Origin of the sequence: Denitrobaculum tricleocarpae (assembly GCF_007004665.1) — a bacterium.
GTDB lineage: Bacteria > Pseudomonadota > Alphaproteobacteria > Kiloniellales > Kiloniellaceae > Denitrobaculum > Denitrobaculum tricleocarpae.
The window spans coordinates 1,040,689-1,059,607 of the sequence record NZ_ML660052.1 but is presented as its reverse complement, the minus strand read 5'-3'; the positions used below and the strand labels follow the sequence as shown (position 1 = coordinate 1,059,607).

General features: G+C 60.2%; 15 protein-coding genes and 1 pseudogene. 7 read left to right on the top strand and 9 right to left on the bottom strand.

Translation table 11 applies throughout. The features are described from left to right. Positions 1–113: pseudogene (locus tag FKG95_RS04850) on the top strand (IS5/IS1182 family transposase); the annotation flags it as partial. A 147-nt stretch (positions 114–260) separates the two neighbouring features. Here the strand turns inward: FKG95_RS04850 and FKG95_RS30310 are convergent. Further along, the gene (locus tag FKG95_RS30310) at positions 261–1,502 is read right to left on the bottom strand and encodes a methyl-accepting chemotaxis protein (protein WP_281281421.1); all 1,242 of its coding nucleotides are present in this window, start codon (positions 1,500–1,502) and stop codon (positions 261–263) included. A gap of 524 nt (positions 1,503–2,026) precedes the next feature. Here FKG95_RS30310 and FKG95_RS04840 point away from each other — a divergent pair. After that, positions 2,027–2,794 (top strand): enoyl-CoA hydratase, encoded by a 768-nt coding sequence (locus FKG95_RS04840; protein ID WP_142895141.1) that lies wholly within the window; start codon positions 2,027–2,029, stop codon positions 2,792–2,794. A gap of 104 nt (positions 2,795–2,898) precedes the next feature. Further along, entirely contained in the window at positions 2,899–4,335 is a 1,437-nt protein-coding gene (locus tag FKG95_RS29530) for an adenylate/guanylate cyclase domain-containing protein (protein WP_179953931.1), read from the top strand. Positions 4,336–4,347: 12 nt separating this feature from the next. Here the strand turns inward: FKG95_RS29530 and FKG95_RS04830 are convergent, their stop codons facing one another. Then, positions 4,348–5,919: a trimethylamine methyltransferase family protein gene (locus tag FKG95_RS04830; RefSeq protein ID WP_142895140.1), complete on the bottom strand. Its 1,572-nt coding sequence runs from the start codon at positions 5,917–5,919 to the stop codon at positions 4,348–4,350. Between the two features lie 365 nt (positions 5,920–6,284). Here FKG95_RS04830 and FKG95_RS04825 point away from each other — a divergent pair, with 365 nt between their 5' ends. Further along, on the top strand, positions 6,285–8,720 hold the full coding sequence (locus FKG95_RS04825) for a GcvT family protein (RefSeq protein ID WP_142895139.1): 2,436 nt from the start codon (positions 6,285–6,287) through the stop codon (positions 8,718–8,720). 244 nt (positions 8,721–8,964) lie between these two features. Beyond that, a complete protein-coding gene (locus tag FKG95_RS04820) occupies positions 8,965–10,149 on the top strand; it encodes a catalase family protein (RefSeq protein WP_142895138.1) in 1,185 nt (394 codons plus the stop codon). A 138-nt stretch (positions 10,150–10,287) separates the two neighbouring features. Here FKG95_RS04820 and FKG95_RS04815 read toward each other — a convergent pair whose 3' ends face one another. The 3 genes from FKG95_RS04815 to FKG95_RS04805 all read right to left on the bottom strand — a co-directional run bounded on the left by FKG95_RS04815 (position 10,288) and on the right by FKG95_RS04805 (position 12,981). Next, positions 10,288–10,725, bottom strand: a complete 438-nt coding sequence (locus FKG95_RS04815) for a CBS domain-containing protein (RefSeq protein ID WP_142895137.1) — start codon at positions 10,723–10,725, stop codon at positions 10,288–10,290. Between the two features lie 851 nt (positions 10,726–11,576). After that, a complete protein-coding gene (locus FKG95_RS04810; protein ID WP_142895136.1) occupies positions 11,577–12,446 on the bottom strand; it encodes an anti-sigma factor family protein in 870 nt (289 codons plus the stop codon). 4 nt (positions 12,447–12,450) lie between these two features. Continuing rightward, entirely contained in the window at positions 12,451–12,981 is a 531-nt protein-coding gene (locus FKG95_RS04805; RefSeq protein ID WP_142895135.1) for an RNA polymerase sigma factor, read from the bottom strand. Between the two features lie 254 nt (positions 12,982–13,235). Here FKG95_RS04805 and FKG95_RS04800 point away from each other — a divergent pair, with 254 nt between their 5' ends. Further along, positions 13,236–13,694 (top strand): tetratricopeptide repeat protein, encoded by a 459-nt coding sequence (locus FKG95_RS04800; protein WP_179953930.1) that lies wholly within the window; start codon positions 13,236–13,238, stop codon positions 13,692–13,694. 132 nt (positions 13,695–13,826) lie between these two features. Here the strand turns inward: FKG95_RS04800 and FKG95_RS04795 are convergent, their stop codons facing one another. The 4 genes from FKG95_RS04795 to FKG95_RS04780 all read right to left on the bottom strand — a co-directional run bounded on the left by FKG95_RS04795 (position 13,827) and on the right by FKG95_RS04780 (position 16,405). Beyond that, complete coding sequence (locus FKG95_RS04795) at positions 13,827–14,021, bottom strand: DUF2842 domain-containing protein (RefSeq protein WP_179953929.1); 195 nt, start codon at positions 14,019–14,021, stop codon at positions 13,827–13,829. Positions 14,022–14,104: 83 nt separating this feature from the next. After that, positions 14,105–14,884, bottom strand: a complete 780-nt coding sequence (gene yaaA / locus FKG95_RS04790; RefSeq protein WP_142895132.1) for a peroxide stress protein YaaA — start codon at positions 14,882–14,884, stop codon at positions 14,105–14,107. A gap of 150 nt (positions 14,885–15,034) precedes the next feature. After that, complete coding sequence (locus tag FKG95_RS04785; protein WP_142895131.1) at positions 15,035–15,619, bottom strand: FlgO family outer membrane protein; 585 nt, start codon at positions 15,617–15,619, stop codon at positions 15,035–15,037. Positions 15,620–15,637: 18 nt separating this feature from the next. After that, a complete protein-coding gene (locus tag FKG95_RS04780; protein ID WP_142895130.1) occupies positions 15,638–16,405 on the bottom strand; it encodes a hypothetical protein in 768 nt (255 codons plus the stop codon). A gap of 677 nt (positions 16,406–17,082) precedes the next feature. Here FKG95_RS04780 and FKG95_RS04775 point away from each other — a divergent pair. Beyond that, entirely contained in the window at positions 17,083–18,888 is a 1,806-nt protein-coding gene (locus tag FKG95_RS04775; protein WP_246116689.1) for a ribonucleoside-diphosphate reductase subunit alpha, read from the top strand. Positions 18,889–18,919 lie beyond the last annotated feature (31 nt).

Here is an 18,919-nt window from a genome sequence, read left to right as displayed (position 1 = left end):
TGTTCTGCAGGCTCAAGGATTTCAGGAGGATAGCGACCCGCTACGACAAGCGTGCCGACACCTTCCTCGCGGCCATATGCCTCGCCGCTTCCATCACTTGGTGGATCAATTGAGTCCCGACCCTAGTTCGTATCGCAAAGTTGGTTACCAATTGCGCAAATCACCGTTTTTCGTTCGTTTATGTCATCTGACGGATTGCACTAGCTACTTCCAACTGGACTCGAACCGGCTCTGACATTCGGCCGACTTGATGCCCTCCCCTAAGCCGCCCTAATCTCCGAAACAGACTCCCTCAAGGTCGCCGCAAGCTGATCCATCACCCGCGCGACCTCAGCAACCTGCGCCATGCTCTCCTCGCCGGAACCGCCGCCGCCTGCCGGGGCGCCGGATTCCAAGCTCTCCGTCACCCGCCGCGTCCCCTGCGCCACCAGGCCTACCGTTCCCGCGACCTGCTCCGTGGTGGCGTTCTGTTCCTCGATGGCGGCGGAGATGGCGGAGCTGGATTCGTTCATGCGGTCGATCACCGAGCGGATCGTGCCGATGCTCTCGACGGTCTGGGAGGTGACGGTCTGGATTTCGCCGACCTGGTTGGAGATGTCTTCGGTCGCCTTGGCGGTCTGGGTCGCCAGGTTCTTGACCTCGTTGGCCACCACGGCGAAGCCCTTGCCCGCCTCGCCGGCGCGCGCGGCCTCGATGGTGGCGTTCAGGGCCAGCAGGTTGGTCTGTTCGGCGATGCCCTTGATCAGGGAGACGATCTCGCCGATGGCCTGAGCGCCGCTGTCCAGGGTCTGGACCAGTTCGCCCGCCTCTTCGGAACGGTTCACCGCCTCGACCGCGACCCCGGCGGAGGTGGCCACCTGGCTGGAAATCTCGCGGATCGCCATGCTCAGTTCCTCCATGGAGGCGGCGATGGTGTCGGCGGAGGTGGAGGCCTCCTGGGCCGCCGTCAGGGCTTCGCCGGCGTTGCCCCCACCGCCGGACGACATGAGGTGCAGGGCGGAATGCAGCAGCTCGGCGTTGACCATGACCTGCTCGACCATGGCCTGGCCGTCGCTCTCCAGGCGCGATGCGATCTGCTCCAGGTGCTGGCGCCGCCCGTCCTCGTCCCCGCCGGTCATCAGCATCTGAGGTTCTTCGGTAGGTATCTCTTGGGCAGACACCTCTTGGCCGGTGTTGTTATGGCTGTCTTGATGGGCCTCTTCCCCGGCGGCGGTTTCGCCGCCCGCCGCGTTCTGTGTCGCGGCAGCGTCCCGCCCGGCCTGGACACGCAGCACAAGGGCCGCCGTCACAGCGGCCAGCAAACCCGTGAGCAGATCCCTGCCCCAGTCCGGACCTCCCTCGGCGAGCCCCGTCAACGCCAGGATCGCGTGGACGGCGGCGACGGCCATGACCGCGCCGAAGACCACACCCGCGGCCACGAGCCATCCGCGGCTGGACCTGCTTTTCGGCGCGTCCGCCGCTTCCCCGGATGACTGAACGCCGTGTGCCTGCTCACTGGACATGGAAAAATCCTCTCCTGTTTCGGGGCCTGGTTCGGGGCCTAATTCGGGACCTGTTTTGGGTTCCGGTTTGGGACGCTTCAACGGCAAGAGCCGTTCCCTGAAATCACCCCCCAAAACCAGACCTGAAACCACTCTCGAAACTACCCCTGGGCGTATCGACGCGGAAGGCATCAATACTTTTTGTATAGTCTCAAGAATTTTATATAAATTGCTGTAAAATTTGAGTTAATTGAACTGGCGCGAGGGGCCGGATTTGGCGGATCACCGGGCCCCGATAGCGGCGGAAACGCCTGCTTTGCGCGCGGTTGGGCGCCGGATTTGCCCCGCTTATCAAGGGCATGGCGGCGCGCGGGTTTTGCTTGGCGCGGCGGCGTCATGACGTCACACTGATGCCGGATTTATGGACTCTATCTGCGGTCCGGAAACGGCAAGGTTGTCAAAGCGCCGGGACGCTACAATCTCGAAGGGGGCCGCAATCTCAGACGCTCCCTATTCCTCCTCTCCTCAAGCAGGGCCATCTTCTCATGACTGACACAATCCTCTCCCAGACCGAAGACCGGGTTCTGAAGATCACCCTCAACCGGCCCGAAAAGAAGAACGCGCTGACCCTGGCCATGTACGAGCGCATGACCGCCCTGGTCGCGGCGGCGCAAGACGACCCGGAGGTCCGCGTGGTGATGATCACCGGCAGCGGCGATTCCTTTTCCAGCGGCAACGATCTGGCCGACTTCCTGGCCCACCCCCCAACCCCGGGCGACAGCCCTGCCGCCAGCTTCCTGCACTGCATCGCACAGGCCGAGAAGCCGCTGATCGCGGCGGTCAACGGCTTGGCCATCGGGATCGGCACGACGCTGCTGCTGCACTGCGACTTCGCTTACGCCGCGGCCTCGGCCAAATTCCAGCTGCCCTTCGTGAACCTGGCGCTGGTCCCGGAGGCGGGCTCGAGCCTGCTGATGCCGCAGCTGGCCGGCCACCGCAAGGCGTCGGAACTGCTGATGCTGGGGGAGATGTTCGATCCCGAGACCGCGCGCGAAGTCGGCCTGATCAACAGCGTCTGCGCCGACGCGGACCTGGAGCAGACCGCCCTGGAGACCGCGCGGCGTCTCGCGGCGAAACCGCCCGAGGCCCTGCGCCTGACCAAGGCCCTGATGAAAGACACCTCCGGCGGCGTCACGGAGCGGATCAACAAGGAGCTCGGCCACTTCGCCCACCGCCTGGAATCGACCGAGGCCCACGAAGCCATGCAGGCCTTCATGGAAAAGCGCCTGCCCGACTTCTCGAAATTTTCCTGAAGCCGGATGTTCCTGAGACGAAACTCTCTTGAAACGCAAACCTCCTGAAACGAGGTTATCTTGCAACCAGGCTCTTCTGAAACCGGAACAGGCCCCGACACGCCGTGACAACCGTAAGCCTCGACGACGCACTGACCGGACGGCTGGAGGGCTGGCCCCTCGCGCCGGTCCTGATCTGGCTGCTGACCGAAGGCCGGCAGATTCCCAAGCCCGGTCCCCTGCTCACGGCGCTGGCCGAACAGCTGGAGCAGGTCGGGGCTCCGGTCTGGCGGCTGCGCAGCGGCCTGCGCCTGATCCATCCGCAGATGTTCGGGATCTCCGTGATCTGGCAGCGCGGCCGCGGTCCTGCCGAGGTGTTGCGGACCCGCCATGGCGTGTTTCAATCCGACGCCTACATCGGCAGCCCGATCCAGGCCTTCAACGAGAGCCTGAAGACCGTTCGCTACCGGCTCGACCGGCTTGATAAAGCGCGCGATCACCTGGTGCTCTTCGAGCTGGCGGATCAGGGGGCGACGGACTATGTGATCCAGCCCATGGCCTTCAGCGACGGCGGCCGGCACTTCCTGGCCGTCGCGACCGACCGGGCGGAGGGCTTCAGCGACCTCGACATCGCCAAGTTTGGCCTGCTGGCCGAAGCCCTGGCCCCGAACTTCGAGATCATCTCCCGGCGCCATCTCTCCGAAACCCTCATGGACACCTACCTGGGCCACCGGACCGGGCAGAAGGTTCTGGAGGGTCTGATCCAAAGGGGCGACGGCGAGGCCATCGACGCGGCGCTCTGGTACAGCGACCTGCGCAACTTCACCGCCCTGACCGACGCCCTGCCCCCGGAGGAACTCTTCGACCTGCTCAATGCCTACTTCGAGTTTCTCTCCTCCGCCGTGACCGCGCGCGGCGGCGAGGTCCTGAGCTTCATCGGCGACGCCATGCTGGTCATGTTTCCCTGCGCGGACGCCGCCCCAGGGAATGTCACGGGGAATGTCCAAACAGATGCGGGCGGTCACAGGGCCGAAGGTCCTGTCGGCTCTGCCGGCGAGAATGCGGAGGCAAACTCAGGCGCAGATTCAGGGACGGATTCAGGCGCAGATGCCAGCGGGATTGGGAACGGGAGAAGCGAGACAACCGCCGCTGGAGTGACGGGCGGGATCACGGCTGGAGTCTCGGGCGGGCATCCCGGCGCGCAGGAAGCCTGCCAGGCGGCGCTGGACTCCGCGATCGATGCTTTCGACAGTCTGGCGACCGTGAACTTCTCCCGGCGCCGGAACGGCCAGCCCGAGATCCGCTTCGGGCTCGGCCTCGACCTGGGCAAGGTCATCTACGGCAACGTCGGCGCGCCGGACCGTCTGGCCTTTACGGTCATCGGCCCGACCGTGAACCGGACCGCCCGGCTCGAGTCCCTGACCAAGGCCACGGGGCAGCCGGTCCTCATGTCCGACAGCTTTGCGCAGAACGTCGCGCAGGCTGTGACATTTGTAGGACATTTCGAAATGAAGGGCATCCCGGAGCCGCAGCCGGTCTATGCTCTGAAGAACGCGCTCTAACCGCCTGAAAGATCAGCTGAAGGCGTCGGGCATGGACTCCTTTTTCCGGGCGATGAAGGCCAGCAGGGCCTCGTCCGTGGCCGGATCCATTTCGGGCATCACGTAGTCCGCCAGCACCCGCTTGTAAATCTTGTTGGCCCGCTGGCTGGCGTCCAGCGCGCCCTCGGCCTCCCACTGCTCGAAGCTGTTGTTATCCGCGATGTTCGAGCGGTAGAAGGCGGTCTGGAAATTGGCCTGGGTATGGGCGCAGCCGAGGAAATGACTGCCCGGCCCGACCTCGCGGATCGCATCCATGGCCTGGCCGTTTTCGGTCAGATCATAGCCCTGCAGCATGGTCTGCATCATCCCGAGCTGGTCCGCGTCCATGATGAATTTTTCATAGGAGGAGATCAGTCCGCCTTCCAGCCAGCCCGCGCCGTGCAGCACGAAGTTCACGCCCGCCATGGCCGTGGGCATCAGGGTTTGCGCCGATTCATAGGCCGCCTGGGCGTCGGGCACCTTGGAGCCGCAGAGCGAACCGCCGGAGCGGAAAGGCACCCCGAGACGCCGTGCCAGCGCCGCCGCGCCGTAGAGCACAAGCGCCGGTTCCGGCGTGCCGAAGGTGGGCGCACCGGACTGCATGGAGATCGAACTCGCGAAGCTGCCGAAGACCACCGGCGCGCCGGGATTGACCAGCTGGCTGAAGGCGATCCCGGCCAGAGCCTCGGCCAGGGTCTGGGCCAGCACACCGGCGGGCGTCACCGGCGCCATCGCACCGGAGAGGATAAAGGGCGTGACGATGCAGGCCTGATTGGCGCGCGCGTAAACCTTCAGCGCGCCCAGCATAGTGTCGTCGAAAGTCATGGGCGAATTGGCGTTGATCAGGCTGATCATCACCGTGTTGTTGTCCACGAAGTCATCGCCAAAGAGGATCTTCGACATGGCGATGGAGTCCTCCGCCCGCTCCGGCGCGGTGACCGAACCCATGTAGGGTTTGTCCGACAGGCGCATATGGCTGTAGAGCATGTCCAGGTGGCGCTTATTCACCGGAATGTCCACCGGCTCACAGACCGTCCCGCCGGAATGGTGGACCGACGGCATGGAATAGGCCAGCTTCACAAAATTGCGGAAGTCCTCGATCGTCGCGTAGCGGCGGCCGCCATCCAGGTCGCGCACGAACGGCGGACCATAGACCGGGGCAAAGACCGTGTTGTTACCGCCGATTTGAACCGAGCGCTCCCGGTTGCGGGCATGCTGCGTAAATTCGGAGGGCGCTGTTTGCGCCAGTTTGCGACACATGCCGCGGGGACAGCGGACCCGCTCCCCCTGGACATCCGCACCCGCCTCTTTCCAGATCGCAAGCGCCTCCGGATCATCCCGGAAATCGATACCGACTTCTTCCAGAATGGTGTCGGCATTATACTCGATCATCTCGAGCGCTTCGGTGCTCAGGGTCTCAAAAACCGGAATTTTCCGCGTGATGTAGCGCAGCTGTTCGACTTTGCCACTTTGCCGCGCCGCCCGGCGTGCTTCCGCGCCGCCCGCACCGCCACGCGCGCTACGGCCGCGGCGCCCACCAGCGGCGCCAGCCCCCGTATCGGTCATAACTCGATCCTCCAAAAAACTTGAGCCCGATTATCCCCGCGCCTTCCGCGTGGGCTCTGTCGAATTCGCGACCACGAACCTCGGAAACGCGCCCCGCGGCCGAAACGGTGCAAGAGGTAGCTGAAGAGCACTGTTCGGGCGCTCGAGGCCGCCCGACGGAGCCCGCATGTCGGAATCTGGCGTCGCGGTGTCGCAAACGGTTCGGACCATAAAAAGCCTATCGGCCATCTTGCGGCTGTCATTAAAATAGCGGCTCGATACTGGCTGCAGACAAGGGCGACTGAAGAAGCTCTGCCGGGCAGAAGATCCGGCCGGGCGCTTAATCCGGCATGACGGAGCTTCAGCGGCGTTTTGGGAGAAGAAGAATGAAATCACATGCACGGGCCGTGGTCGTTGGCGGTGGCGTTGTCGGCGCCAGCATTCTCTATCACCTGACCAAGCAGGGCTGGTCGGATGTGGTCCTGCTGGAGCGGACGGAACTGACCGCAGGCTCGACCTGGCATGCTGCAGGTCTGCTGCCGCTGTTCAACATGAGCTATAGCGTCGGCCAGATTCACAAGTATTCGGTCGATCTCTATAAAACGCTGGAGGAAGAAACCGGCCAGGACGTGAGTTTCCACGTCACCGGCAACCTGCGCCTCGCGACGACCAAAGAACGCATGGACGAGTACCATCACTATTGCGGGACCGCGAACACCATCGGCGTCCCCTACGAGATGATCACGCCCGCCCAGGTCAAGGAACTCTGGCCGCTATGCGACACCGAAGGCCTGGTCGGCGCACTTTATCATCCCGACGACGGACACATCGCGCCGGTCGATCTGACCAACGCCCTGGCCATCGGTGCGCGCAACGGCGGCGCCGAGATCTATCGCCAGACGGAAGTCACCGCGATCGCGCAACTGCCCGGCGGCGAGTGGAAAATCACGACCAACAAAGGCGAGATCACCTGCGAGCACGTGATCACCGCGACCGGCAACTACGCCCGCCAGACCGCGGCCATGGTCGGTTTGGACATCCCCGTCATTCCGGTCGAGCACCAGTACATCGTGACAGACGCCCACCCTCTGCTGGAAGAGCGCAAGAAAGCCGGTCTGCCCGAAATGGCGGTCCTGCGGGAATCCGATGCCTCCTACTACATGCGCGAAGAGCGGCAGGGCCTGATCCTCGGTCCATACGAGAAAGGCGCGCCTGCCTGTTTCGTCGACGGCGTTCCCGATTCCTTTGGCCAGGATCTTTTCCCCGGCGATCTGGAGCGTCTGGAACCGCACATCGAAGCGGCCATCAACCGCGTGCCGATCTTCGGCGAAGTGGGCATCAAGGACGTGGTCAATGGCCCGATTTCCTACACGCCCGATGGTAACCCCATGATCGGTCCGGCTTTCGGACTGCGCAACTACTGGCTGGCCGAGGGCTTCAGCTTTGGCGTTACCGCCGCCGGCGGCGCGGGCAGATATCTGGCCGAATGGATCTGCCAGGGCGAGTCCAGCCTCGATATGCTGGACGTGGACCCGCGTCGTTTCGGAGCCTACGCCAACAAAGCCTATACGGTTGCGAAGAACGAGGAAGCCTACGCCAACGTCTTCACCATCCATTATCCGGATGAAGAACGCCCCGCGGCTCGGCCCTGCAAGACCAGCCCCTGCCACGACAAACTGGACGCCGCGGGCGCGGTCTGGGGGCAGCGCTACGGTTGGGAGCGCCCGAACTGGTTCGCGCCGGAAGGTGTCGAACGCAAGGACGACTGGAGCTTCCGCCGCACCAACTACTTCGAGCACGTCGCCAATGAGTGCAAGCTGATGCGCGAAAAGGTCGGCCTGATCGATCTGACCAGCTTCTCCAAGTTCGATGTCTCCGGCCCCGGTGCGGAAGCTTTTCTCGACCGCCTGGTCGCCAATGCGCTGCCCAAGAAGGTCGGGCGGATCGCCCTGACCCACAATCTGACTCCCTCAGGTGGCGTGCGCAGCGAATTCACCATCACCCGCATGGGACCGGAGAGTTTCTACCTGATCTCCTCCGGCGCCGCCGAACGCTACGATTCCGATCTGCTGCTCAAGGAGCTGCCCGATGACGGCAGTGTTACCCTGAACAACATCACCACCAGCCGGGGTGTTTTCGTTCTGGCCGGACCGCATGCCCGTGATGTGCTGGCCAAGGTGACGGACACCGACCTCTCTAACGAAGCCTTCCCCTGGCTGTCGTCACAGACGATCTCGGTCGGCATGGCATCGGACGTCCGGGCCCTGCGCGTCAACTTTGTCGGCGGTCTCGGTTGGGAATTGCATCACCCGATCGAATTCCAGAACCACATCTTCGATACGCTGATGAAGGCGGGCGAGGAATTCGGAATCGGACTGGTCGGCATGCGGGCCATGGATTCCATGCGGATCGAAAAGTCCTACCGCATGTGGGGCAGCGACCTGACCACCGAGTACTCCATTCTGGAGGCCGGCCTGAACCGCTTCGTGCGCCTCAACAAGGGTGAGTTCGTCGGACGGGAAGCCCTGGTGCGGCAGCAGGAAGCCGGTGTGCCGCAGCGCTTCATCACGCTGGAGGTCGACGTCAAGGATGCCGACTGCCTGGGCAATGAACCGCTTTACCAGGGCGATGCAATGATCGGCCGCGTGACGGCCGGCGCTTTCGGGCACAGCGTGGGCAAGAGCCTCGCCCTCGCCTACGTGAAGCCGGAAGTGGCGGAGCCTGGGACCGAGCTGAAGGTCGATATCCTTGGTGAACTTTTTCCGGCCCGGGTGATCGAAGAGTCGCCGTACGATCCCGAGAACGCGGCATTGCGCGCGTAACAAGGACCTAAGGCTTCCAGTAACAGCGCAGCCTTTGAGCGACAGCATGAGCTTTTTCGAAAACAGGCAGCTTCGGCTGCCTGTTTTTTTGCCGACTGATGTCAGCCCTTCAAATGGATGCGGAAGAGCTGTCTCAGAAATCTGAAATCCCCCAAATTGCCATTCATTTGTATACGTGCAATAATGAAACTGCGTTCGACCCAATCACACCGAGATAACGATCATCGTTGTAGGGGGGATACCGATGGCCAAGGCGCCGAACAATCCGTTCGAGAAGATTGCAGACCCGACCGGCGAAGCCCGTGAAATCCGGGAACTGACAAAGCTCACGTCAAAGCTTCTGGACAAGCGCTACAGGCAGAAAAACAAGAAGGTCCTGCGTGGTGTCCACCCGAAATCCCATGGCTGCCTGCGCGCCGTCTTCGAAATTCGCCAGGATATCCCCGAGGCGTTACGGGCTGGTCTTTTTGCGACGCCCGGAAAGCGCTATCGCGCATGGGTGCGCTTTTCGAACGCAGCCATCAAAGTCGCCCATGATCTGGGCACGTCAGATCCGCAGGCGCAGCAGAATGGCAGCCGGGGCCTGGCCATCAAGGTGCTGGATGTGGGCGGGCGGGTTCTGCTCGCGGATGACGGGGCCAAGAACCAGGATTTCCTGATGATCAACACGCCGGCTTTCGCCTTCGTGGACAGCAAGCAGTATCTCTTGCTCAACAAAGTCCTTGAGCAAACCGGCGACAATGAAACGGCTGCGGTGGGCGCTTTGTTGCAGCCCATCCTGGATCCTAACTCCGGTGCCTCGGCCGCAGAAAAACAGCGCGCGGCGAAAACCGCCGGCGTCATCCAGATGATCCAGGCAAAGCCGGTAGAGAACCCAATGGAGGTCGCCTACTTCGGGGCAGCGCCTTTTCTTTTCGGTCCGGATCGGATCATGCGATTTGCCGCCGTTCCCTGGGGCGGCGAAGCACCTCAAGCCGTGCCGCCACAGGCCGGCCCTAACTATCTTCGCCGCGCGGTAAGACAGCGCGTGCGGCAACGTGAAGACATCTGTTTCGATTTCAGGCTGCAGGTCCGGGGTAAGGCTGAAAAGAATCTTCAGATCGAAGACGCCACGGCCATATGGGACGAAGCAAAGACTCCATTCGTCTCGGTCGCGAGACTGATCATACCTGCGCCGCAAGACCGTCCGGGTTCCGATCAGGGGAAAGCGTCGGCACGGCGTGAGGCGCAGTGCGAGAAGATGTCGTTTACACCCTGGCATTGCCTCGCGGAACATCAGCCGCTGGGCAGCATCAACAGGCTGAGAAAACCGGTCTATGAAGCGTCGAGCGATATGCGCCGCGGCAAAAAGAAGGCCAAAGATAAAGCTGCGATCAAAAAGACGATCCGCAAACCCGTTCGTCTCAAAAGAGCCCGGAGACCAACCTGAGAAATGCGCGGCAGACGCGGCAGACAATGAGCGATCCGCCAGGCCTGTCACCTTGCGGCCGTTGTTTAACCAGCCGAAGATAGCTCTGCCGGCGGGAAAGATCAAAAAGTCTTCGGATCCGCCTGCTTCAGACCTGCCCTAACGCCCTACAATGAAGTCCCGGAGAACACTTGTTTCGGACTCAAGCTCTTTCATCCGATACTTCACGACATCGCCGATAGACACCAAGCCGCAAATCGCACCGTCCTGGACCACCGGCAGATGACGGATCCGGCTTTGCGTCATCTCCGACATGACGTCATCGACCTTCTCGCGGGGATGCGTTGTCTTGACGGTACTGGTCATCAGGGAGGCGACCGGCATCTGCATGAGCACAGCACCATGGTCCGCCAGACCTCGAACAACGTCACGTTCGGAAAGTATTCCTGCGATCGTTTTACCGTCATCGCAGACTACAAGTGCGCCGATCCTCTTCTCTTTCAGAACGCGGACAGCCGCGTCAATGGTGATATCGGACCGGATCGTCGAGACTTCTCCGCTGCCGCCCTTGCCTTTGAGCAATGCTTTAACCGTCATAGGTCTTGCTTATCCTCCCTCAGTCATTCGGACTCTGAAAGACGCTCTTCACGCGGACACGGTGCGGACAGAACCACGCGCCGAGACGGCATCCGCCTCACCTGGTTTCCTGCCAACGACAGTTTGGCCGAAGCAGCGTCAATGCACTCTCTTCCGTTCTTCACCTCCGTGCCGCCGCCGTCTTACCTAAACAGGTAGATGGTCATTCACGTTCCCGTCTCAAAGTCTTTTCGTCAAGAGGGAGCGGCCCTGTCCTGGCTCCGTACGCCTCGAATTTTACGCTCTTTGATTGAAAGGTGCCACCTGTCAGACGTCCGTTTCTTGCCAAAGGCCGGGATTGCGAGTAAAAACTCTGCGCTAACCATATGATTTAAAATTGGTTTCTCCCAAGCCGGGCACGCCGGTGTCAAAGGACCTGACTCTAAACCAGGAATTCCTTTTATGCCCCTGTTGCTGTCGGCTATAACCGGGGCGAAACGGCGGAAAACCAACGCACAGCAAGAGCAAATCTATCATGATGACGCAGTATCAAGGACGGAAAAGACTTCGTATATCGGATCAGGACGCTCTGCTGAAATGGTGCCGCTCGAACGGATTTTCGCTTACACAGCAAGACAACGCGTCAAGTCTGGCGTTTAATATCAGTCTCAGAAATTCGACCGAAAAGCAGATCCCGTCGAGCGATTTTGTTCTCGAAGTCAGCGAGAAGGGGTTTGCAGTTTTCGATGCGCGCGGCGAAGGCCTCGCGCAGGGCAAGGAGCTCCGGGGCGTTCTGAAAGAGATATCCCTGCAGCTGGCAAACAGGCATTCAGCGGCAAGTTAGTGTGGTGGAACTGATCCAACCATCGGATTTAGAGATCGAGCGTCTCTCTTGCCGGTTCCGCCAGCGCCCGTAACGCGGACTCATCCTCCCAGCCCACGACCACATAAGCGTAGCCGTCCTGACGCCACTCAACCATGTTGAGATCCGCTCTTTGCGCCGCAACCGGTGTCATGTCGCCCGCAGCGCTCGGCATCACGCAAAGCGCAAAGGGGTCTCCGCCCGGTATCTGGTAGATCAACTGCGCAACCGGTTTACCGTTAATACCCAGCAGACGCGCCCCTTTGAACTCGGCGCCGCTCGCGGAGAGATCCGGAACTGTGAGCGTCCGGCCCAAACGATTGCCGAGCCAGCTCTCGATGTGCGGTGTTTCATCGGCGGAGACTTCGACGAGATGCCGTTTCTCTTTTGCGTAGATGCCGTGATAATCGGCGACCTGCGTGAGCCAATCGTTTTGCGCGGCCGGCACAATGCCATAGCGCTCACCGGCGACAAAACCGCCCGCAGCGCCGACACAAAGAAATGCCACGGAAGCCGCGACCAACCACAGCCGCGTCCGGCTGCCGCCCGCTCTTGCATCGGACGACGAAACCACGGCTGCAGGATGCCTGACTTCAGAAGAAGAATGGTTGGCGGCCTGCAGATCCGCGCCACCGCTCGTGCCTGCGCCGCTCCGAATTGCCGAGATCAGATTCGCAGGTACGGGCTGCTCGACGATTCCACGATGCAGGCCTTTGAGTGATTCACTCTGAGCCCGCAGGATATCTCTCAGCTTCCGGGCTTTCGGATCATCGGCCAACAACGTCTCGACCCGGCCCATTTCGGCGGCCGAAAGTTCGCCGTCCACATAGGCGACGAGAAAGTCGTTTAAGTTGCCCGGAGTGATGTTCTCTACAGACATGATCCTACGTAAGTCCTTCGCCGGAGGCCGCTTCGGGCAGAAAATCGGACATATGCTCGGCCAGTGTCAGGCGGGCCCTGGAGAGCCGGCTCATGACCGTGCCGATCGGAATGTCCAGAATCTCGGAAGCCTCTTTGTAACTGTAACCTTCAACACTGACCAACATGAGTAACGTCCGCTGCTGCTCCGGAAAGCGTGCGAAGACCTTTTCCAGATCGCCGAGCAGCAAACCGGCCTCAACCTCGCTCTCAGCCGAGACGTCGACCAGATGCTCGGTATCCGCCAAACCGGTCCCCCGCCGCACCTTGCGGGATCTCAACTCGTTATGCCAAATCGATTGCATAATCGAAAACACCCATGAGTCCAGGCGCGTCCCCGGCATCCACTGATGCACTCGGGTCAGCGCACGTTCACAGGACGCCTGAACCAGATCATCCGCCGTGTCCAGGGAGCCGGTCAGACTGCAACCGAACCTCCTCAAACGTGGCAGAAGGTCGATCAGCGCCTGCTCAAAGCCGTCGGTCCGTTCCGACATCAATTGCACCTGCGCATCACGAGCACATGCGTCCTTCTGCAGTGACAACGCTTGGGGGTTCGAATTTATTCCACATAAAGACCGAAAAAATTGTGTAATGAAAAAATCTTTGTGCCGAAGGAATAAAACATCGTTGAGCGGTGTTGTCGTGGCATCATCACCAAGTATGGCTTTTGCCGGCATGATCCGAAACCAAATATATGCCGACAGCACCCCAACAGGTTGTTAAGCCGAACATAATGAGGCGCATACCAATGAACAAGTTCTTATCTGCTTTTGCCCTTACCTTGCTTCTGATCAACGGAAGCGCCTTTGCCGCCGGCGGCTGGGACGACTCCTCGAGCAGCCGGAATGCGGATTTCACAGCTGCCGAGGCGAAAATCAAGGCAGGTGACTACCCGGCAGCGATCATCTCCCTGAAGAAAGTGACCAAGGCCGAGCCCAAGAACGCCGATGCCTACAACTACCTGGGCTATTCGCACCGCAAACTGGGCCGGTTCGACGAAGCCCTGGAGTATTATCAGAAAGCCTTGAGCATCGAACCCGATCACCTGGGCGCAAACGAATATCTGGGTGAGCTCTATCTGCAGACGTCGCAGCTGGAAAAGGCCGAGAAACAACTGGAAATCCTGGACGGCCTCTGCTTCTTCGGTTGCGATGAATACCGGGAGCTCAAGGGCAAGATCGCAGAGTACAAATCCGCCGGCGGGTGAAGTTGCCCGCGCAGGCTTTGCGCCACATCACTTCCCGTTCGTAAGGAAAAACGATCCGTTTTTTGGAGCAGGTGCTGCCTTTGGGTGGACCTGCTCCAATGGGTGGACCTGCTCCAAGCCTGTGAATCCGCCTCAGGATTCGCGCCGCTTGTAGAAAAATTCGATGATGCGCATCAGCGGGAAGATCCAGATGATGCCTGTCACACCATAAAACACCAGTTGCGCAGCCCAGTGGTCCGGCAGGATTGCCGTGCCGACGGAGATAACGATCATGATGTAGATCGCCAGCGCCAGGGCGATCAGCATATAAACGGCGACACGCTTCACGGTCTTCTCTTTCCTCATCACGAATAGCGCGAGTTCATCTAATTCGAATCCGCGGTCCGTCAAATGGGCGTGGGCAACCCGGTTCAGTGACGCCGGACGAATACCGGCGCATCGTCATTTGAAATCTCACGTTCAAAGCGGTATCCGCCATCGTCGAATTCCAAAAGATCCACTGCCCGGGTCAGACGGTTCTTGACGATGAAACGCGCCATCATGCCCCGGGCGCGTTTCGCCGAAAAACCGATGACCTTGGCCACACCGTCTTTTTCTTCTTTAAAAACCGGTGTGATCAGGCGGCCTTCCAGCTTCTTGGGCCGCACCGCCTTAAAGTACTCGCTCGACGCCAAGTTCACCAGGATCCCGGAACGGCTGTCCCGGCCAGCAGAATTCAACGCTTCGGTCAGTCGGTCGCCCCAAAAGCTGTAGAGATTGGTTCCGCGCGGGTTTTTCAGACGAGTCCCCATTTCCAGACGGTAGGGCTGGATCAGATCCAGGGGCCGCAGCAAACCATAGAGCCCCGAGAGAATCCGAAGGTGCTCCTGGGCGTAGGCGAAGTCCTGATCGGCCAAACTGTCTGCGTCCAGCCCGACGTAGGTATCGCCGCGAAACGCCAGGACGGCAGGTTTGGCGTTTTCCGGACCACTGGTCTTTGAGAAGGCCTGATAGCGGTCGTAATTCAAAGAGGCCAGATTCTCGCTCAGACTCATGAGCCTCGAGATGTCGTTGCGGCCGAGTGTCCGTGCCGTATCGATCAGGATCTCGGTATCTTCCTGAAACGCCGGCGAAGAGTAGGCCTTGGCGAAGGGCTGCTGCCAATCCTCCGAAAAGTCGAGTTTTTTGGCGGGAGAGATCACGGCGAGCATAGACAGGGGCCTCGAGCAAAGAATCAGGAAGGCATGTCTTGTAGCTCAAACAAGACACGCCCGCCAAGTGCCTGGCGGGCGTGTCTCAAGAGATCGTTACGTCGGACAGGGTCATCCTGAGATGATCGCCTGCCCAGAAGGGGTTCCGGCTTATCCTTCCGGAAGGACCAGCCAGCCGTTCTCATGTTTTGCAGGAACCAGAGCACGGGTGTCCTGTCCCAGCGGCAGCGTGTAATCCACGGCGGAGAGCACGCGGCCATCGGTCGAGCGCAACAGGCGCAGGTTGATGTGAACCTGATTGGAGCCGACGGCATAGGTACCGGCAACCACGGCCTGAGCTTCGTGCTCCTGCCCCAGATGCTGGAGCTGACGTGAGAGAACCAGCTCGCCTGCCTGCTGCTTGATGGCAACGGATCCGCGCAGCTTCATCTCGGTCACGTGATAGCCGAGCTGGGCTAGGCGACCCGAGACCTGTTCGGCAACCATACGGCCCAGTGTCGAGGAGCGGCGCAGATCGTCGATATCGACCAGGCTGGCAACCAGAACCGGCTCGCCGCGGTCAAGCGGCTGAAGCGTGGTGTCAACCAGGGTGTCGGTCGCAAAGTAAGTCTGCGTGCCGATGTGGGCATCAACAGGCTCGGGGTTTTTGATGGGTCGGTTTCCATCGAGAACGCAGCCCGAAAGCAGGAGAGTCGCCAGCGATAGGGCCGAGAAAATTTTGGTCTTGCGGTGCATCGTCATCATTCCTCGTAACTATTCGCTGACCACCGGCACGCGCTGAACCTGCATACGTTCGGTAATGCGGGGTTCGGTCGGCCGCGGCGCAACAACGCCCGGGTTGCGGGTCATGTAGAGCGTGAGATCTTCAGGCTTGATGTAAAGCGCCTCGGTGTTCTGATAGAGGATGGCGTCGCCATAGAGGATGCTTGTCGTCACGACGACTTCCGCATCGGTCACGGCACCATAATCCATCAAGGCCGTAATGATCTGACCGCCAACAATACCGCCCGCAACCGCGGCTTCGGTCGGCACGGCGTCAAACGCGGCAAGGCCCAGTCCGGACGCAACCGACCACAGGATGGTCGAGGTCGCGGGGAACTTATTGCTCCGCTCATCGTAGAAGAAAGGCTGAACCCGGTAGTTGACCACGATCGCCTGCTCCGAAGAGGAGGACACGGCCATGTTCTTGTTCAAGAGGTTCTGCTGCAGAATGCCCTTGAATGCCGTGCTGAACGGCATGTCGGCTGCCAGGCCCTGCACATAGAAAGGCCGGCCGCCAAGCAGACTGCGCTGATAGAGTTCATCTTCGATCGCGCCGCTCGCGGCATCCAGTTCCGGAACAGACTGCAGGGACGCAATCATATCCGTTACCACCCGATCGCCGAGCTGGTCCCAATGCTGCCAAGTCATAACTTTAAACTGTGAAAGCTGCTTTCCTTCCGGAAAGTGTTTCACGGTTGGCTGCGCGCATCCGGCCAGAAACGCCAAAGCAAAGATGGCGATAATCCCGCGTCGCATCATAAAAAGTCTCCGAACAGTGTGAACCGCCTCATCCCCTGCCCTGCCCGGGGTCGAAAAACCCCGGCGCGGAGCTGAAACTCGGCAACGTCAGAAAAAGGCTGACAGGAAAATCCTTCATTCCGGTTAAGAAGGAAGGGGCAATTTTTCGCTCAAATTTTATCTATTCTTGCAATTATTTCTGAACCTTAGGCCAGCGGCGCGAAATCAGATTCAACCTTGGCAAGTTCTCCAAATAAGCATCAAAACAGCCGGAAAAGCACAGGATACCAGGGTTTTTCAGCCCCCCGTTGTTGCGGGCCGGACACAGACTGTATAAAGTCGAAAGTTCATGATTTGTTCTGGTTTTCAACTCTACCAACTATGGTATCTTCACAAAGTTGTCACGCAACATGTTGTGTTTGTTCCACAGTTAAACTGTCCACGGCTGTGGATAACGAGGGAGTGCTAGAATGGACGGTTCGGGGGTATTATTGCGTGAAGGTGTCATGACAATTTCGGAAGAGTCTGTGGATAAGTTGTCACTCGAGGCATTTCAGGCCGAAACTCCGCCGCTTCAGGCCGAGATGTTCGCCGAACTCGAGATGGCGCCGGAAGAGCATGACGAACTGGATGATGCGCTGCTCGGCGATGGCGAGATCCGCGATATTTTCCAGAATGAACGCGGCATCCGCGTTGTCATGAACCGCACACGCGATGACCTGCTGACCGAATTCGGTAAAGCGACCCTGACCGACCGTTACCTGATGGACGGCGAGAGTTTTCAGGATCTCTTTGCCAGGGTTGCGGCGCATTTTGCCGACGACACCGCCCATGCACAGCGGCTTTACGACGCGATTTCGCGTCTCTGGTTCATGCCCTCGACGCCGGTCCTGTCCAACGGCGGCACCACCCGTGGCCTGCCGATTTCCTGCTTTTTGAACGAAGCCGGTGATTCGCTCGACGGCATTGTCGATCTCTGGAATGAAAACGTCTGGCTCGCCGCCCGCGGCGGCGGCATCGGCAGCTACTGGGGCAATCTGCGCTCCATCGGCGAGAGGGTCGGCCACAATGGTAAGACCAGTGGCGTGATTCCTTTCATCCGGGTTATGGATTCGCTGACTCTGGCCATCAGCCAGGGCTCTCTGCGCCGGGGATCGGCAGCCTGTTACATGCCGGTGACCCACCCTGAAATCGAGGAATTCATCGAGCTGCGCCGTCCGACCGGCGGGGATCCGAACCGTAAGGCGCTAAACCTGCATCACGGCGTTCTGCTGACCGATGCCTTTATGCGCGCCGTTGAAAACGACGACGAATGGGCGCTCACCAGCCCGAAAGACAATGCGGTGATCCGCAAGGTCAAAGCACGCGAACTCTGGATCCGCATCCTGACCGCCCGGATCGAGACCGGCGAGCCCTACATTATTTACGGCGATCACATCAATCGTGCGATCCCCGAGCATCACAAGCTGGCCGGGCTGAACGTCAAGATGTCCAATCTCTGCAGCGAAATCACGCTGCCGACCGGGATCGATCATCATGGTGTCGACCGCACGGCGGTCTGCTGCCTGTCCTCCCTGAACCTGGATAAGTACAGCGAGTGGCAGGATAACGAAGGACTGGTCGAGGATATTATGCGCTTCCTCGACAATGTGCTCAGCGACTTCATTGCCAAAGCCCCGGATTCCATGACGCGGGCGCGCTATTCCGCCGAGCGCGAGCGGTCGGTCGGTCTGGGCGTGATGGGCTTCCACTCCTTCCTGCAGAAGAACGGCATCCCCATGGAAGGGGTGATGGCAAAGGTCTGGAATAAAAAGATCTTTAAGCAGATTCGCGATCAGGCCGATGCCGCTTCGAAGCTGCTTGCTGAGGAGCGCGGCGCCTGCCTCGATGCTGAAGAGTTCAACATCAAGGAGCGGTTTTCCAACAAGATCGCGATCGCGCCCACCGCGTCCATTTCGATCATTTGCGGCGGATCATCGCCGGGCATCGAACCCGTCGCGGCCAATAGCTACACCCACAAGACCCTCTCAGGCTCGTTCAACGTCAGGAACAAGTACCTCGAAGCACTGCTGGAAGAAAAAGGCCACAACGACGAGGACACCTGGACTTCGATTACCCTGAACGAGGGTTCGGTCCAGCACCTGGATTTCCTGTCCGACGACGAGAAAGACGTGTTCAAGACCGCGTTCGAGTTGGATCAGCGCTGGCTGATCGAGCATGCGGCCGACCGCACGCCATTCATCTGCCAGGCCCAGTCTCTGAACGTCTTCGTGCCGGCCGACGTGCACAAGCGCGACCTGCATCAGATCCACTTCCAGGCCTGGAAAAAGGGTGTGAAATCCCTTTACTACTGCCGCTCGAAGTCGATGCAGCGGGCTGAATCCGCAAATCTCAACGAGCCCGTCGCATCTGTTCCCCATTTGGGCAAGATCGACAGTAAGGGCCAGGACAGAGCAGCGGCACCATCCAGCACGGACTACGAAGAGTGTCTCGCCTGCCAGTAGACGTCCTTCGGTAAAACGTCCTCCGGTAATG

Excerpts from the sequence above, each read along its gene's own strand:
- FKG95_RS30310 (WP_281281421.1), bottom strand. The coding sequence starts at position 1,502 with ATGTCCAGTGAGCAGGCACACGGCGTTCAGTCATCCGGGGAAGCGGCG.
- FKG95_RS04840 (WP_142895141.1), top strand. The coding sequence starts at position 2,027 with ATGACTGACACAATCCTCTCCCAGACCGAAGACCGGGTTCTGAAGATC.
- FKG95_RS04830 (WP_142895140.1), bottom strand. The coding sequence starts at position 5,919 with ATGACCGATACGGGGGCTGGCGCCGCTGGTGGGCGCCGCGGCCGTAGC.
- FKG95_RS04825 (WP_142895139.1), top strand. The coding sequence starts at position 6,285 with ATGAAATCACATGCACGGGCCGTGGTCGTTGGCGGTGGCGTTGTCGGC.
- FKG95_RS04820 (WP_142895138.1), top strand. The coding sequence starts at position 8,965 with ATGGCCAAGGCGCCGAACAATCCGTTCGAGAAGATTGCAGACCCGACC.
- FKG95_RS04815 (WP_142895137.1), bottom strand. The coding sequence starts at position 10,725 with ATGACGGTTAAAGCATTGCTCAAAGGCAAGGGCGGCAGCGGAGAAGTC.
- FKG95_RS04810 (WP_142895136.1), bottom strand. The coding sequence starts at position 12,446 with ATGTCTGTAGAGAACATCACTCCGGGCAACTTAAACGACTTTCTCGTC.
- FKG95_RS04805 (WP_142895135.1), bottom strand. The coding sequence starts at position 12,981 with ATGTCGGAACGGACCGACGGCTTTGAGCAGGCGCTGATCGACCTTCTG.
- FKG95_RS04800 (WP_179953930.1), top strand. The coding sequence starts at position 13,236 with ATGAACAAGTTCTTATCTGCTTTTGCCCTTACCTTGCTTCTGATCAAC.
- yaaA (WP_142895132.1), bottom strand. The coding sequence starts at position 14,884 with ATGCTCGCCGTGATCTCTCCCGCCAAAAAACTCGACTTTTCGGAGGAT.
- FKG95_RS04785 (WP_142895131.1), bottom strand. The coding sequence starts at position 15,619 with ATGCACCGCAAGACCAAAATTTTCTCGGCCCTATCGCTGGCGACTCTC.
- FKG95_RS04780 (WP_142895130.1), bottom strand. The coding sequence starts at position 16,405 with ATGATGCGACGCGGGATTATCGCCATCTTTGCTTTGGCGTTTCTGGCC.
- FKG95_RS04775 (WP_246116689.1), top strand. The coding sequence starts at position 17,083 with ATGAACCGCACACGCGATGACCTGCTGACCGAATTCGGTAAAGCGACC.